This window comes from Paenibacillus sp. GQ49 (genome assembly GCF_059759055.1).
This window is the reverse complement of record NZ_JCAXEL010000011.1, coordinates 1-14,624: the sequence shown is the minus strand read 5'-3', so window position 1 is coordinate 14,624 and position 14,624 is coordinate 1. Positions and strand designations below refer to the sequence as shown.

The window sequence follows — 14,624 nt, the reverse complement described above, 5'->3', positions numbered from 1 at the left end:
TCGCAGAATATATCAGAATACTGATATATTAAGTCAATATTGAGGAAGATCATCAATAGAAATATCAATATTATTATATGGGTGGTTCAATGCAAATCAGAATTCAAACAAACTGAGGAGAGTACACCCAGATGGTCACGTTATTGTTAATCATTATTTATCTCGCATTTATAGGGCTGGGATTACCGGATGCTTTACTTGGCAGTGCCTGGTCCGTTATGAAACACGATATACATGCGACAACAGAAATGGCTGGTTACATATCGCTAATCATTTCATTTAGTACAGTAGTGTCCAGTCTGTCGGCCAGTCGATTGTTACACCGATTCGGAACGGGGAGGGTCACGTTATTCAGTATCCTCTCAACAACCTTTGCTCTGTTGGGATTTTCTATCTCCGAGAATTTTGTGTTTTTACTGATTCTGGCGATCCCTCTCGGTCTGGGTGCAGGTTCGGTGGATGCGGCACTAAGTAATTATGTAGCATTACATTTCAAGGCCAAGCATATGAACTGGTTGCATTGTTTCTGGGGAATTGGCGCAGTGACAGGCCCACTCGTTATGGCATATTGGCTGAATCAAGCAAACAACTGGCGTGCAGGATACGTTACTGTGGGGTTGATTTTGCTTGGGATCGCGGTGATCTTATTATCAACTTTGTCTCTATGGAAGATTTTTGAGAAGGGAAGAGTAGAGGGTTCAGGTGATGAGAAGAAACGCGTAAGCAACCGTGAGGCCATACGTATCCCCGGCGTGAAAATGTCGATGCTTGCGATGCTCTGTTATAATGGTTCCGAAACTGCTGCCGGTCTGTGGATGGCTTCTTTCTTCATAGGTAGTAAAGGCGTATCTCCAGGTACTGCGGCAGCGTTATCTTCCTTGTTCTTTATCGGAATCATCGTAGGACGTATAATCTCTGGGTTTCTATCGACGCATATATCGAGCAAACATCTCATCAGGTATGGTGGAATTGTTGGATGTTTCGGATTAGTCATCCTGGTTATGCCGATTCCGTACTGGATTGCAGCAGGCGCGCTGTTTGTGGTCGGATTGGGTGGAGCACCGATCTATCCGAGTATTGTTCACGCGACACCAGAACGGTTCGGAGAGAAGGCCTCCCCAAGTGTAATTGGACTTGAAATGGCCAGTGCCTATACAGGTTCAACACTCATCCCGTTAGGTATGGGACTCATAGCCAGCCAATGGGGAATGTCAATGGTACCCCTGATCCTGCTGATTCTGTTTAGTGTCATGTTCGGGGCTACAGAGCTGGTTAACAGAAGCAACAAGGCTACACGCCTGACTGTCTAGCTCCTGCTATATGTCATTATGGTTCTGCCACTATACAACAAAGGAACAACCATCGCTGGTTGTTCCCTTTGGTGTGTGGACTTTTTTTATAAGAAGATCAGTAACAAAGTACCTGCGGCAAAACAATAATACGAAAAGTATTTCAGGTTGCCTTTGGCCATAATGCCCATAAACCATCTCATGGAGAAATACGTGACGAAAAGTGTCGTGATGAATGCGATCAGATAAGGGATAGCCAGTTGTGACCGATTCGGATCATTGGAAATGTCGGATACCCCCATAATGAGTCCACCAATACTTATGGGAATGTACAGCATAAAGGAGAACTTCAAAGCTGTTTCCTGTTTCATGCCGACAGCGATGGACGCAATTACGGTTGCCCCTGAGCGGCTAATGCCCGGAATAAGAGCGACCGCCTGAGCCAGACCTACCAACAATGCATCTTTCGTAGACAGATCACCGTCTTGCTTGCGACCACGAAGATTACGAATCAGCCATAAGGCAACCCCGGTGATCAATAGCGCGATGGAAACGGTATATACGGACGAGAAGATTTCTTCAATCCGGTCCTTGAACAGGACTGCAACGACAGCAGCAGGGATGGTACCAATAATTATGTATAAGCAAAACATGAAGTCTGCTCGATATTCTTCTTTACGAGTACGCAGGTAACCTAGTGCACCAATAATCAACTTTTTGATATCTTCCCGGTATATAAAAATAATAGCGATAAGTGATGCCGTGTTCGTTAAAATCTCAAATGACAATCCGTTCTGCTTCATGCCCATTAGTCTCTGAGCGATGATCAGATGACCGCTTGAGGAGACGGGAATCGGCTCCGTTGCACCTTGAACAATACCTAAAAACAAATACTTTAACCACAATATAATCTCTTCCATGTTTTCCTCCTTGAATACGTTTTTTTGGCTTTTCAAAACTCTCTCTTATAAAAAAGTGAATGGTTTACTCTATTGATGATAGCTGTTTAACTTGGTGACTTGCAAGTTAGAGTTCGTAGAGGGGTGAAATAAACATAGCTTGTCAAATCCTGCATAGCATGATATCGTTGATAACGATTATCAATATCAATGAAAAGGTGGGTTTATTTTGCGTAAACAGATAAAGTCTATATGGATCATGATGGCAATTATCTTACTGATTGTACTTAGTGCATGTGGTCAGTCTGCGACGACCAATAGTACAACCGGTGATAGCACGAATGCAGCTGCGGAGACAGAAACCAAGACGAACTCGGATTCAGCTTCTTCCGGTGAATCAACGGCAACTGGCGAAGAGGAACTCGTTACATATCAATCAGACGCAGGTGAAGTAGAGGTGCCCAAAAATCCAAAACGTATTATTGATTTGACATCATTTTCGACAGGCTACTTTGTTGCCCTGGATGCACCGGTAGTCGGCGCTTTATCAGGAGCGATGAACAACAAATATATCAAGGATCAACTTGCAGCAGCGGGCACCAGCGATCTGGGTGAAGAGCCTACGCCAGAGAAGCTAATCAGCTTAAAACCTGACTTATTGATCGTGTACACTGGCACAGAGGGCATCGACAAGCTGGAGCAGATTGCGCCTGTCGTACAGATTGCATATGGTAAGCGCAATTTCAAGGATTTAATGCTTGAAATGGGTAAGCTCACCAATAGAGAAGAAGCAGCTAAAGCTTGGAATGCTAAATGGGAAGCGAAGATCAACGAACTAAAGCCCAAGGTTCATGAAGCTGTAGGCGATCGCACTGTTTCCATACTGAATCCGTACGCCAAAGGATTATTTGTATTTGGTCATAACTATGGTCGAGGCGGTGAAATTATTTACGGGGAGTTTGATCTCAAGGCACCAGCCAAGGCCCAAGCTGAAGCGATTGACAGCGGGACTGGATGGGCTTCAATCTCCATGGAACTATTACCGGAGTATGCGGGTGATATCATCTTCACCAGCCCGTGGTCGGGAGATACAACCGATCCAAAGATCGTATATGATAATACATTGTGGAAAAACTTGCCTGCGGTGAAGGCAAATCATGTGTTCCAGCTTGATCCGACCTCAGACTCGTACAATGATCCGTTAACGTTGGAAGGTCAGCTGCAATTTATTTCCGATAGCCTGCTTACCGCGAAGTAAGATTAGACTGCATAAATGGTAGAGTAGTACAGGAGCATTTCCAAACGTCGTTACATGACGGGGAGATGCTCTTTTTAGTTATAAAGGAGCGATATTAGCCAGTAACCAGTCAAGAGATGGTAGTCGTCTCATCGGTTTTACCTCGCAGGCGTTTAATATCTTCTCTGGGCGGAAATCCGAACATGCGTGAATATTCACGGCTGAATTGGGAAGGGCTCTCGTAACCTACCTGAAATGCTACATCTGCTACATCGGTGGACTTGGATAATAACAGGCGGCGAGCTTCTTGCAGCCTCAGTTGTTTTTGAAACTGAATCGGACTCATGGCAGTCACTTCTTTAAAGTGTCTGTGCAGCGAGGCAGTACTCATATTTGCCAAATCCGCCAATTCTTCAACCCGAAAATTCCGCTCAGAATGATTCATAATATATTCAATAACGTCTCTGATTCGATAGGTATGGCTGCCCTCCATGGTAGCTTGTTCCAGGGCAGTCCCATGTGGGCCTTTCAGAACTTTATAGAGAATTTCCTTTTTGAACAAAGGAGCGAGCAGAGGGATATCTTCCGAATGATCTTCCAACAAACGGGCTAACCTGAAGACTGCATCCAGCAGAGACGGCTCAGCTTGGCTGACAAACATGGCACGTCTCGTTGTTTTCCGCGGTCTTGCTGGGAAATCGGAATGGTTCAATACCTCCAGAATCTCACTGGATGTGAATTCAAGCTTCAGGGCCAGATAGGGAGCCTCAGACGAGGCTTGAATCACTTGTCCACTAACCGGCAAGTCAACGGTTGCGACGATATAACTTCCTGGACCATACCGGAAACGATCCTGTCCCAGCAGGACCTCTTTCTCACCCTGAACGATAATGCAAAAGGATGGTTCATTCACTCTAAATATAGGTTCAGTAACGACCGATTCACGGATTAGAAATAATGAAGGGATTGCCGTCAGGTGCACCCCATCCTTGTCAGAATAACGGTCAATGAGTGTGGCTAATTCGTTCTGTTGTTCGTGTATTTGATCAGACATGCAAAGTTCTCCTTTTTCCCTCACAACATAATAATCACATTCTATCGTATATTGACCGAAGGCGGTAGAAAACGGATAGGAATAGGCAAACATTTGATGTGAATGGATAAGACATTCTGATTGCTGGTTACATAATCACAAGTACACAGGTCATGATATACAACAAGTACAGAAGATATACACTTACGGTTCAGCTAATACATGATAAGATGAGAATGAAAAGGGGATCTGCATCTTTTATTTACTGATCGTTCCCGATGTGTTAGATTGATTTTGGGAGGGAAGTCGAATGGCTAGAAGTAAAGAGTTTGAAGTGAATGAAGTATTGGATAAAGCAATGAAGATCTTCTGGGAACAAGGTTACGAGAAAACGTCGATGAGTGACCTGGTTGAGCATATGGGAATTCATCGCAGAAGTATATATGATACATTTGATGACAAACATTCGCTGTTTTTGCAGGCAATGGATCGTTACAGAGGTAAGGTCAGTACCACATTACTTGCAGAAATCAAGGCATCCAAGACGGCAGTGGAGGCACTGCATAAAATTTTCGATGTTCTGATCAGTGAAGCAGAGGATACGCCATCGGGATGCTTGATCGTGAACTCCGCCGTGGAGCTAGGCACACGCGATCCGGACGTGGATACGCGATCTCTTGATTCATTTAATGAAGCAGAGCAGATGTTTGAGCAAATCATTCAATGGGGGCAGCGGGAGGGAGAATTCTCCTCTGATCATGATGCGAAGGAAATGGCAGAGTACCTGCACAATATTTCTGTCGGCATCAGAGCCATGGCAAGAACCTCGACGGATAAGGAGAAATTAAACCGGATTATCCATGTAACGATGAAACTTTTGGAAAAATGATGAGTAGAGACGTATCACAAAAAGTAGCTTGAAATCCGTTAGAGGACTTCAAGCTACTTTTTTTGTGCGCTAATTTTAGAAAATAGAAAGTATGAACCATCAATTGGTGATGGCATTTTCCATCGGTTTAATTTTGTGAATCTCTTCGGTTCCTGCTTCCAAAGCAGTTTCGTAATATGAGCATTTGTGCTCAATGACTTCCATGGTTCTTCTTAGTTGCTCCATTTGTGCTTCCACAATAGCTTTTCGCTCCGTAAACATGTCATATCTTTGCTTCAGCGTGGAGTCCCCTTCAGAGCACCATTCAATAAAGTCCTTAATGTCTTTAATAGGCATGCCGGTCAGCTTCAGACATTGGATGATCTTTAGAAAGTCAATGTCGGAGTCTTTGAACAAACGTGTTCCACTTGTGGTACGTTCCACAAAAGGCATAAGTCCTTCCTTGTCGTAGTAACGCAATGTATATACCGTAAGGTCTAATTTTTTGGCAACTTCACCGATTGAATAGGTCATTTAGAATGAATTCCTTTCTACTAGGGGTAGACTTCGAGTTAACTCTAGGATTGATCCGAGTGAATTCTACCATGCTGCATACAACATGTCAAAGTGAGGTGGAGATAAAAAAAGTAAGATAAACATTTGACCTAGAGTTAACTAGAGGGGGTAAGATTATTTTGAACTTTAAATTACTAGGAGGTTATTCCATTGATTATAGCTAAAGCCAGAGCCGTTGACGGACCAGACCAACAATTCAGAAGTGCTGAAATTAAACGACGTGATCTGGATACCAATGATGTATTAATCGAGATTAAATATGCCGGTATCTGCCATTCTGACATCCATACTGCCCACGGTGAATGGGGGCCTGTGAATTATCCACTCGTTCCTGGACACGAAATTGCCGGAATTGTGACCGATGTAGGAGCCGGAGTTTCCAAATACAAGGTCGGTGACCGAGTAGGGGTCGGATGTATGGTTGACTCTTGTGGTGAATGTGATAACTGCCGCAAAGGTGAAGAGCAATACTGTCTCAAAGGAAATATCCCCACTTATGCTGGGGTAGACAAATACGGTGAGCCTACGCAAGGTGGATATTCAACTCACATTGTTGTCGTAGAGGATTTCATCGTTCGGATCCCTGATAACATTGCACTTGATGCTGCTGCACCTTTGCTCTGTGCCGGTATTACGACATATTCACCACTTCATCACTGGGGAGCTGGCCCAGGTAAAAAAGTTGCCGTTGTAGGTATGGGTGGTCTTGGTCATATGGCTGTCAAAATTGCACATGCGATGGGTGCCGAAGTAACGGTTCTCTCCCAATCCTTGAGCAAAAAAGAAGATGGACTGCAATTTGGTGCAGATCACTACTTTGCCACAAGTGAACCGGAAACATTCGAGAAACTTGCAGGCACATTTGATCTGATGATTAACACAGTAAGTGCGAATATTGACATTAACGCTTATTTCTCACTGCTCACGCTGGATGGTACACTCGTGAACGTGGGTGCTCCTGCAGAGCCTTTAGCCGTAAACGTATTTTCTCTTATCGGTCATCGCCGTTCATTTGCAGGTTCCATGATTGGTGGCATTCGTGAGACGCAGGAAATGCTTGATTTCTGTGCAGAACATGATATTGCACCTAACATTGAGGTCATCTCCGCCGACCAGATTGACGAAGCTTACAAACGTGTATTGGCTTCCGACGTAAAATATCGCTTTGTTATTGATATCAGCACTATGTAAGTGTAAACTCTGCAATAGTGATAGTTAAAGATAGAAGAAAGCAGCTGCCGTCAAGGTCAGCTGCTTTTCTGTTTTGTTCATTGAAGGGGCATTCTAACCCGCGCTCTTCTTATCGCAACGAACAGAAGATACCTGCGTCTAATAACTAGTAACTAGTTGGAAAAATATGAAAGGAGTGGAATGAGAAAGATGACAGCATCATTTTCACATCAGCCTGAAGGGTACGAATGTCCATTTTGTCGTATTTGGGGTATCGAGCGACCTGATCAGGGAACTAAACAAAGGGATATCATCTATCAGAATGAAAAGGTAACGGCATTTATAGCAGGCAAATGGTGGCCAAACAATAAAGGACATGTTCTTATTGTCCCGAATCAACATTTCGAAAACATCTTTGAACTCCCCGCGGAATACGCTGTTGAAATTCACCGCGCGGCTCAGCTTACAGCATTTGCAATGAAAAGTACATATGGATGTGATGGGATTTCGACACGGCAACATAATGAACCTGCTGGCAATCAAGACGTGTGGCATTATCATTTGCATGTTTACCCTAGATACGTGAATGATCAACTGTATCTGTCAAATGGTTCTCAGTCCGATTCAGATGAACGCGCTCTCTATGCGAACAAGTTGCGTTCTTGGATAAAGGAAAACATTTAAAGTCTAGCAGGCGCTCATTTTTTGTTGAGTTATCGGGCAGATAAGGGTTTTTGAATTTGATATTCATGATAGAATGAGTTTGAATGGGGCAAATTAAATAGTATATTTCATGATATAGGGGGAACCAATGGAGACCTTTGCAGAATTTATAGCACGCATCGATAACCCGGAACACCAGGCACGGACGGAAGAAGTTTTGAACTGGGTCACTGAAAAATTCCCGAATTTAAAACAAAAAATAGCCTGGAACCAACCGATGTTTACCGACCATGATACCTTTATCATTGGTTTTAGTGTATCCAAGCAACATTTGGCTGTTGCTCCCGAGAAGGCAGGAATTAATCGTTTTTCGGAAGAGATCACACAGGCGGGGTATGATCACACCAAAGAGTTGGTGCGGATGAAGTGGAAACAGGAGATTGATTTTTCGTTACTTGAGCGAATGATTGAGTTCAATATAAAGGATAAGGCAGAATGTTCAACATTCTGGCGCAAATAAATCGCGATAAAAAAGAAGACCCCCAACTTCCGGATATGGAAAGAGGAGGTCTTCTATATTTTAAGCAAAAGCGATTATTGAGCACCTACTACAGGGTGAGGTACATAGGGCTCTTCAAGGAATGTGACGTCTTCTGGAGTCAACTTAACGGAAAGAGCACCTACCGCATCTTCCAGATGCGATATTTTGGTAGCACCGATAATTGGAGCCGCTACAGTGTCTTTTTGTAGTAACCAGGCAAGTGCAATGTGTGTGCGAGGGACACCGTATTTTTCTGCAATGGATGCAACTCGTTCAACAACAAGCCGATCCGCATCGCTAGTCGCATTGTATTTGGATTTCTGAATTTCGTCTGTCTCGGATCGGAGTGTTGATACGGACCAGTCACGGGTTAATCTGCCTGAAGCAAGAGGACTGTAGGGAGTTACACCAATCTTCTCTTCCTTGCATAAAGGCAACATTTCTCGTTCCTCTTCACGGTAGATGAGGTTCAAGTGGTTTTGCATGGAGACAAACTTGGTCCAACCATGTTTCTCTGCTACATGTAATGCTTTTTGGAACTGCCAAGCAAACATGGCTGAAGCGCCAATATATCTAACTTTACCGGACCTCACCACATCATGTAAGGCTTCCATAGTTTCTTCAATAGGCGTATTGTAGTCCCAACGATGAATGATATACAGATCCACATAATCCGTTTCCAATCGTTTCAAGCTTTTATCAATCTCACTCAGGATGGCTTTTCTGGAAAGGCCAGAACCGTTGGGTCCTTTATGCATTTGTCCGTGTACTTTGGTTGCAATGACAACTTCATCCCGATTTGCGTAATCTTTCAACGCCCGACCAAGGTATTCCTCGCTTGTACCCAGAGAGTATACATTCGCTGTATCGAAGAAATTAATGCCTAGATCCAGTGCTTTTTTGATCACAGGGCGAGAGTCCTCTTCATTCAATACCCATTCATGAACCCATTTACTGGCGTCCCCAAATCCCATACATCCCAGGCAAAATCGAGACACGTCCAAGCCTGTATTACCAAGTTTTGTATATTCCATATCATGTTCAAATCCTTTCTAATTGTTTATTATTGCCACCTGTATGGTGATCTATATACACATTATTATGTCATATCGAATGAACCAATCTGTACCACATTTCTATCAAAGTTTTGCCTATTCCTATCACAATCTCTGAATCTGAATCAGTTGAGTCCATTAAAGTTCTCATATAAAAAGAACAAGCCATTCGTTTCTCTGGTTGGAGATTCAAATGGCTTGGTTCATAAAATATTATTTAATCATTGTTTGATGAATCCAATCGCTTATTTTGGTTAATTTAAGATTGGTTTTGATTTTATCATCCAACTCTTGATATCGAGGAAGAAGATCTGTATGCTCATCAATCCATTGGTACAATCCTTTAAGACCTGCTGCTGTCTCACTTCCCAACAAAGGCTGAATCGCTGCTTCAAAATGATCAAAAGGTAGAGACATGAAGCTGATCTTTTCACCTAATACAGCACTGAATTGTTCCGCTAATTGTGCACCTGTCAGGGCTTCTAATCCGGGTGCTGGGATAATGCTTCCTGCCAATTCCGAATGAGTCAAGGCATAATAGTGGAATTGAGCTGCATCGTTTAAGCTAATCCAGGAGATCGGCTTGTCTGCTGGTACCGGGTAGGCCAAAACGCCATTGTTCAGTATTCCGGGAATCAGGAAGTTTTCCAAGTATACAATGGGTTCCACAATGATATATGGAAGACCACTTTGCTGCAATTCATGGATAACTTCACGTTTCAATTCAATTCCTTTGGAATGGGTGATAGGGTCAGGAACATAGGTACCCGTGTTAACTACAATCAATTTAACGTTTGCCTGTATAGCAGCATCAATTGCATTTTTGGTATATTGTCTGATCTTATCCGGATTGAACTCCACCGGCAGGTTCAGGAAGACTTTACTTACACCTTCATGTGCCGTATGAAGCTGTTCCACATCTGATAGATCCCCGATGAAAGCTTCAATGTTTTGTTCCTTTAGTGTTTTGGCTGTTGCCTCATTTCGAGTAATCGTGCGAACCTCACAACCGTGTTGAACGAGTAATTGAGCGACAGCGCCGCCTTGGGAGCCCGATGCTCCATATACTAAAAATCGATCATTCTGTGTCATAGTGGTCAATAACTTCCTTTCAATATGTCATTGGAATGGATGAGTTAACACTCAGCATTGACCTCAGCATAACGGATTTAGAATAGGAGCGTAAGTACGCACATTAATGATATAAAGTATCCCTTGGGATACTATGGGAAGGCGTTTTACATATGTTTCGATCCCCAATCACCTAGCTGAAACAAGATCGAAGTCAGGCTTTGTCCTTTTTCTGTAAGGGAATATTCGACTTTAGGCGGAACTACAGGGTGGGTAACACGGTTTATTAAACCAGCTTCTTCAAGTTCTCGTAATTGCCTGGTTAACGTGCGATGCGTAATGGGGTCAAGCATTTTCTGTAATTCATTGAAACGAATTGTTGAATGGCGGATGAGCCGATTTATAATTAACAGCTTCCATTTCCCACCAATCATATTGACTGCAAACTCAACAGGACACCGGTCCTCCACAGGTTCTATATTCATATTTATGTATCCCTCCCAAAAGCATCAACTCATGTTTCATATTTTGTTCATTTTATCGAATTTATAAAGGGGTGTATAGCTTACCGCGCATTCAGGGTATGAACCATGCCCAGGACACAAAAAAAGATGCCCCCAGTGTAGCTCGAGGGACACCTTATTTAATATAAATTATTTTTCAAACTCAGACAGAACAGAAAAAAGCATTGAACGTGAAAAAAAGCCATGATATAATCTATAGCGCAATTGACATTAATATTGAATGTAAAGGGTGAATCATTATTTCTCCTAATTTAATTTTACATCCGACATTCCGATTTGTCAATGCTCTTTTTTGGTCCTAATAAATGGAAAAGGGAGTGGACTCATTCATGGATAAAACAGTGGAATGGAAGTTGGAAGAGGAAAGACTAGTGCAGGTGAGGAACAAACTTCAGGCACGACTCGACGAGTTAGAACCGAAGGTTGCCGGACTGCATGAACAGGCTGCCGAAATTCGTAAACGGTTCTGGGAAGAAGTGACAATTAATACGGGTTCGTACACGGATTTTGAAGATGCATTTTATACCATTAATCAGCAGTCCAGAGTGTTGGCCGAGAGGGAGCGCGGACACAAGCTGTTAACACAACAATGGAAAAATACAAAGAGACTGCTTCCAACGCCGTATTTTGGCCGTTTCGACTATAAGGAAAAAGGCATGACATGGACTGAACAGATCTACATCGGTGTATCATCCTTCATGGATGTAGATGGATTGAACTTTCTAATCTATGACTGGCGTACGCCAATTGCGAGTCTGTACTATGATCACTCTCCCGGGCCAGCAAGTTATGACACACCTTCAGGACGAATCGACGGAAAGATGGAGCTCAAGCGTCAGTTCCAGATTCAACATGGGCAGCTTCATAGCATGTTTGATTCAACTGAGACGATTGGTGACGAATTGTTGCAGCAAGTGCTCGCCAAGGGTGCAGACTCACAAATGAAGAGCATTGTAGCAACAATCCAGAAGGAACAAAACGCCATTATCCGTGATGACCGAAGCCGAATGCTTATCGTTCAAGGGGCAGCTGGGAGTGGCAAGACGTCCGCTGCGTTACAGCGAGTGGCCTACTTACTATATAAACACCGCCAGACCGTCAAAGCAGATCAAATTGTACTTTTCTCGCCGAATCCGATGTTTACCAGTTATATTTCCACCGTGCTTCCGGAACTTGGCGAAGAGAACATGCAGCAGACAACTTTCCAGGAATATCTGAATTATTGGCTGGATTCCTCCTTACGACCAGAGGATGCCTTTGATCAGATTGAATATGTGCTGACAGCCCAAGAAGATCCGGGTTATGAAGCTCGTCTGGAGGCGATTAAGTACAAAGCTTCCGAGACATTCCTTGAAGTGCTCCAAAACTACGGTAAGTGGCTGGGGCGGGAGGGCATACGGTTCAACGGCATTCAATTTCGGGGACGTGAATTCATCACTGCGGACCGAATTAAGACTCAATTTTACAGTTTGGATCAAAATCTTACCTTGTCCAACCGTATTCTTCTTTTGCAGGAATGGTTGCTGAGAGAACTTGTTTCGCTGGAACGTCTGGAACGGGAAGCAGACTGGGTTCAGGAGGAATTGAATTATCTGGACACGGATGAGTATGTGGAAGCTTTCCGCATGCTGCACAAAGAAAAGCCTGTGTTTGATGTGGCGGAAAAATACGCAGCTCGAGATAACGGTAATAACAGCGCAGAGCAAGATGAGGGTGCCTTTAACTTTGGAGTGCGGGAAGAGGAGTTGCTTCGTCAGAAACTGGTGAAAGACATGTTTAAACCGTTAAGAAAGAGCGTGCGGAAATTCCAGTTCGTGGATGTGAGAGGGATATACGAACAACTATTTGTAGATGAAGCCGCTTATCGGGAACAAACGAATGGGGCAATCCCCCCACAGCACTGGCCTGAGATTTGTAAACAGACCAAGGCCATGATCCTTCAGAACAAGCTGTTCCATGAGGATGCTACTCCGTATTTATATGTAAAAGAGATGATCGAAGGCGTACGGACGAACACAGAGATTCGTTATGTCTTTGTTGATGAAGGCCAGGATTATTCGGCGTTTCAATACGAATATCTCAAGAAACTGTTTCCTCGTGCCCGCATGACGGTGCTGGGGGATTTCGGGCAAGCGATCTTTATGCAGGCTACGGATTTGGCAGCATCCAACTCGCCACTGGTTCACCTTTACGGAGAAGGCGAAACTACATTGATACGCCTTGTACGCAGTTATCGTTCAACCAAAGAGATTGTTGAATTCACGAGACAGATGTTACCAGGGGGAGAAGAGATAAGACCGTTTGAAAGGGGAGATCAGAAGCCTCTTTTAACAAAATTGAAGGACGAAAATCTGCGTGGTGCACAGATTCTCACAGACATCGCCGCGCTTAAGGCGGAGGGGTTTGATTCCATCGCTGTGATTACGAAAACCGCAGCTGAAAGTCGTGATGCCTATGAAAGGTTGCAAAGTCAAGGCGGCGAAGGGTTACAGCTCATAACAAAGGATACACAGATTTTCGAAAAAGGGATCATGGTTATTCCTGTGTATCTCGCCAAAGGCGTTGAGTTCGATGCTGTCCTGATCTATGATGCTTCACCCGTCGCTTACAGCCAGGAATATGATCGCAAGCTTCTGTATACGGCCTGCACACGAGCCATGCACCGACTTCGTCTATATACAGTGAGTGACTGGTCACCATTTGTGCAGGCGTTACCTGCGAATCTGTATGACATAAAATCATAATCCATATCTAAATCCGTTCTCAATGAAGGACCAAAGAAAGATGCTCGGAGCCTTATTTCAAAGGTTATCGGGCATCTTCTTTTTATAAAGACATGAATCATAAAAGTTATTCTTTACTGATCGTTCCCGATGTGATAGATTGTTATTGAGAGTTATGAGAATGATCATTCCCATAACAGCTCAAAAATAAATACATTCTCAATGAGAGGGAGTAATAATAAATGAATATTTCCAAACAAGTTGCTATTGTAAGTGGGGCTAATCGAGGGTTGGGCAAGGAACTTGCTCTTGAACTGTTGGCGAGGGGAACCAAAGTGTATGCTGGCGCACGAAACCCTGAATCAATTGATCTGCCGGGGGCAATTCCACTGCAACTCGATATTACTGATTCACAATCTGTCATGGCTGCAGCTGAGGTAGCCAGTGATGTAACCCTTCTAATCAATAATGCTGGTTCCGCTACGGGTGCTTCTCTGCTCACGGGTGAGCTGAACGATATTCACTTGGAATTCAATACACATGTATTCGGTACGCTTTCAATGATTCGTGCATTTGCACCGGTAATAGAGAAGAATGGGGGCGGTTCGATACTGAATATCCTGTCCGCTCTATCTTGGCTCAGCCTTGGTAACTCAGGTGCATATTCAGCTGCAAAATCCGCTCAGTGGGGAATTACGAATGCATTACGTCTCGAATTAGCCCCTAAGAACGTTAGCGTTGCCGGATTGCACGTGGCGTTCATGGATACGGATATGACGGCAGGTATCGACGCACCAAAAACGAGCCCAACGGATATTGCCAAAATTGCAATAGATTCAATCGAAGCGGATCTCTACGAGATTATTGCTGATGATACCAGTCGGAATGTACAACAGGGTCTTGCTGGTGGTGTTGCTGCCCTTTACCCGCAATTGTTTCAAAAATAAAGAGGCGTAGATGCATTTTCTCGTTATA

General features: G+C 43.7%; 14 protein-coding genes. 8 read left to right on the top strand and 6 right to left on the bottom strand.

The annotated features are described in order from the left end of the window. Positions 1–131: 131 nt before the first annotated feature. A complete protein-coding gene (locus AC6CIF_RS18925) occupies positions 132–1,310 on the top strand; it encodes an MFS transporter (RefSeq protein ID WP_498201081.1) in 1,179 nt (392 codons plus the stop codon). An 86-nt stretch (positions 1,311–1,396) separates the two neighbouring features. Here the strand turns inward: AC6CIF_RS18925 and AC6CIF_RS18920 are convergent, their stop codons facing one another. After that, complete coding sequence (locus AC6CIF_RS18920) at positions 1,397–2,209, bottom strand: undecaprenyl-diphosphate phosphatase (protein WP_498201080.1); 813 nt, start codon at positions 2,207–2,209, stop codon at positions 1,397–1,399. A 208-nt stretch (positions 2,210–2,417) separates the two neighbouring features. Between AC6CIF_RS18920 and AC6CIF_RS18915 the strand changes: the two genes are divergently transcribed. Continuing rightward, positions 2,418–3,446: an ABC transporter substrate-binding protein gene (locus AC6CIF_RS18915; protein WP_498201078.1), complete on the top strand. Its 1,029-nt coding sequence runs from the start codon at positions 2,418–2,420 to the stop codon at positions 3,444–3,446. 109 nt (positions 3,447–3,555) lie between these two features. Here AC6CIF_RS18915 and AC6CIF_RS18910 read toward each other — a convergent pair whose 3' ends face one another. Next, positions 3,556–4,479 carry an AraC family transcriptional regulator gene (locus tag AC6CIF_RS18910; RefSeq protein ID WP_498201076.1) on the bottom strand — a complete coding sequence of 308 codons (924 nt, stop codon included), beginning with the start codon at positions 4,477–4,479 and terminating at the stop codon, positions 3,556–3,558. Between the two features lie 289 nt (positions 4,480–4,768). Between AC6CIF_RS18910 and AC6CIF_RS18905 the strand changes: the two genes are divergently transcribed. Beyond that, a complete protein-coding gene (locus AC6CIF_RS18905; protein WP_498201074.1) occupies positions 4,769–5,347 on the top strand; it encodes a TetR/AcrR family transcriptional regulator in 579 nt (192 codons plus the stop codon). A 99-nt stretch (positions 5,348–5,446) separates the two neighbouring features. Here the strand turns inward: AC6CIF_RS18905 and AC6CIF_RS18900 are convergent, their stop codons facing one another. Further along, on the bottom strand, positions 5,447–5,860 hold the full coding sequence (locus tag AC6CIF_RS18900) for a MerR family transcriptional regulator (RefSeq protein ID WP_076212017.1): 414 nt from the start codon (positions 5,858–5,860) through the stop codon (positions 5,447–5,449). A gap of 192 nt (positions 5,861–6,052) precedes the next feature. On the opposite strand from AC6CIF_RS18900, the gene AC6CIF_RS18895 reads away from it, so the two are divergent. The 3 genes from AC6CIF_RS18895 to AC6CIF_RS18885 all read left to right on the top strand — a co-directional run bounded on the left by AC6CIF_RS18895 (position 6,053) and on the right by AC6CIF_RS18885 (position 8,255). Beyond that, positions 6,053–7,093, top strand: coding sequence for an NAD(P)-dependent alcohol dehydrogenase (locus AC6CIF_RS18895; RefSeq protein WP_498201072.1), 1,041 nt, complete (start codon positions 6,053–6,055; stop codon positions 7,091–7,093). 189 nt (positions 7,094–7,282) lie between these two features. Continuing rightward, a complete protein-coding gene (locus AC6CIF_RS18890) occupies positions 7,283–7,756 on the top strand; it encodes an HIT family protein (protein WP_498201071.1) in 474 nt (157 codons plus the stop codon). Positions 7,757–7,883: 127 nt separating this feature from the next. Further along, positions 7,884–8,255: an iron chaperone gene (locus AC6CIF_RS18885; RefSeq protein WP_124114650.1), complete on the top strand. Its 372-nt coding sequence runs from the start codon at positions 7,884–7,886 to the stop codon at positions 8,253–8,255. Positions 8,256–8,329: 74 nt separating this feature from the next. On the opposite strand, the gene AC6CIF_RS18880 is transcribed toward AC6CIF_RS18885, so the two are convergent. The 3 genes from AC6CIF_RS18880 to AC6CIF_RS18870 form a co-directional block, all read right to left on the bottom strand. After that, the gene (locus tag AC6CIF_RS18880; protein ID WP_498201068.1) at positions 8,330–9,310 is read right to left on the bottom strand and encodes an aldo/keto reductase; all 981 of its coding nucleotides are present in this window, start codon (positions 9,308–9,310) and stop codon (positions 8,330–8,332) included. A 234-nt stretch (positions 9,311–9,544) separates the two neighbouring features. Next, positions 9,545–10,423, bottom strand: a complete 879-nt coding sequence (locus tag AC6CIF_RS18875; RefSeq protein ID WP_498201066.1) for an SDR family oxidoreductase — start codon at positions 10,421–10,423, stop codon at positions 9,545–9,547. A 146-nt stretch (positions 10,424–10,569) separates the two neighbouring features. Further along, the gene (locus tag AC6CIF_RS18870) at positions 10,570–10,887 is read right to left on the bottom strand and encodes a winged helix-turn-helix transcriptional regulator (RefSeq protein ID WP_017688544.1); all 318 of its coding nucleotides are present in this window, start codon (positions 10,885–10,887) and stop codon (positions 10,570–10,572) included. A gap of 368 nt (positions 10,888–11,255) precedes the next feature. On the opposite strand from AC6CIF_RS18870, the gene helD reads away from it, so the two are divergent. Both helD and AC6CIF_RS18860 read left to right on the top strand, forming a co-directional pair. Beyond that, positions 11,256–13,670, top strand: coding sequence for an RNA polymerase recycling motor HelD (gene helD, locus AC6CIF_RS18865; RefSeq protein WP_498201064.1), 2,415 nt, complete (start codon positions 11,256–11,258; stop codon positions 13,668–13,670). 221 nt (positions 13,671–13,891) lie between these two features. Next, complete coding sequence (locus AC6CIF_RS18860) at positions 13,892–14,596, top strand: SDR family oxidoreductase (RefSeq protein WP_036670878.1); 705 nt, start codon at positions 13,892–13,894, stop codon at positions 14,594–14,596. The last annotated feature ends 28 nt before the right edge of the window (positions 14,597–14,624 follow it).

Bases quoted from the DNA above. Each gene is read 5' to 3' on its own strand.
- AC6CIF_RS18875 (WP_498201066.1), bottom strand. From the start codon at position 10,423: ATGACACAGAATGATCGATTTTTAGTATATGGAGCATCGGGCTCCCAA.
- AC6CIF_RS18870 (WP_017688544.1), bottom strand. From the start codon at position 10,887: ATGAATATAGAACCTGTGGAGGACCGGTGTCCTGTTGAGTTTGCAGTC.
- AC6CIF_RS18910 (WP_498201076.1), bottom strand. From the start codon at position 4,479: ATGTCTGATCAAATACACGAACAACAGAACGAATTAGCCACACTCATT.
- helD (WP_498201064.1), top strand. From the start codon at position 11,256: ATGGATAAAACAGTGGAATGGAAGTTGGAAGAGGAAAGACTAGTGCAG.
- AC6CIF_RS18900 (WP_076212017.1), bottom strand. From the start codon at position 5,860: ATGACCTATTCAATCGGTGAAGTTGCCAAAAAATTAGACCTTACGGTA.
- AC6CIF_RS18885 (WP_124114650.1), top strand. From the start codon at position 7,884: ATGGAGACCTTTGCAGAATTTATAGCACGCATCGATAACCCGGAACAC.
- AC6CIF_RS18860 (WP_036670878.1), top strand. From the start codon at position 13,892: ATGAATATTTCCAAACAAGTTGCTATTGTAAGTGGGGCTAATCGAGGG.
- AC6CIF_RS18880 (WP_498201068.1), bottom strand. From the start codon at position 9,310: ATGGAATATACAAAACTTGGTAATACAGGCTTGGACGTGTCTCGATTT.
- AC6CIF_RS18920 (WP_498201080.1), bottom strand. From the start codon at position 2,209: ATGGAAGAGATTATATTGTGGTTAAAGTATTTGTTTTTAGGTATTGTT.
- AC6CIF_RS18890 (WP_498201071.1), top strand. From the start codon at position 7,283: ATGACAGCATCATTTTCACATCAGCCTGAAGGGTACGAATGTCCATTT.
- AC6CIF_RS18905 (WP_498201074.1), top strand. From the start codon at position 4,769: ATGGCTAGAAGTAAAGAGTTTGAAGTGAATGAAGTATTGGATAAAGCA.
- AC6CIF_RS18925 (WP_498201081.1), top strand. From the start codon at position 132: ATGGTCACGTTATTGTTAATCATTATTTATCTCGCATTTATAGGGCTG.